Raw genomic sequence first — 339 nt, forward strand, 5'->3', positions numbered from 1 at the left:
ACAAAACCAAACTGTTTCGGATTGCGGTACAGGCACCTTTTATCTCGCTAAAAGCTTGTCTAAGCAACTGGGAATCAAAGACTTCGCTCCATAAGGAGCTTCCCCATCACAGCTCAGCCTTTACGATAAGCGGATTTGCCTACTTATCAGCCTAACTGCTTGGACGTGCACAACCAATCGCACGCTTCTTCTATCCTTCTGCGTCCCTCCATTGCTCAAACGATAAAGAGGTGGTACAGGAATATCAACCTGTTGTCCATCGCCTACGCCTGTCGGCCTCGGCTTAGGTCCTGACTAACCCTGAGCGGACGAGCCTTCCTCAGGAAACCTTAGGCATTC

General features: G+C 49.9%; 1 rRNA gene. It reads right to left on the reverse strand.

Annotated features, from left to right (window positions below):
* A 23S ribosomal RNA gene (locus NG904_RS16910) occupies positions 1-339 on the reverse strand; the annotation flags it as partial.

The sequence above is a fragment of the Clostridium sp. ZBS15 genome, from assembly GCF_023845705.1.
GTDB classification, from domain to species: domain Bacteria; phylum Bacillota; class Clostridia; order Clostridiales; family Clostridiaceae; genus Clostridium; species Clostridium aquiflavi.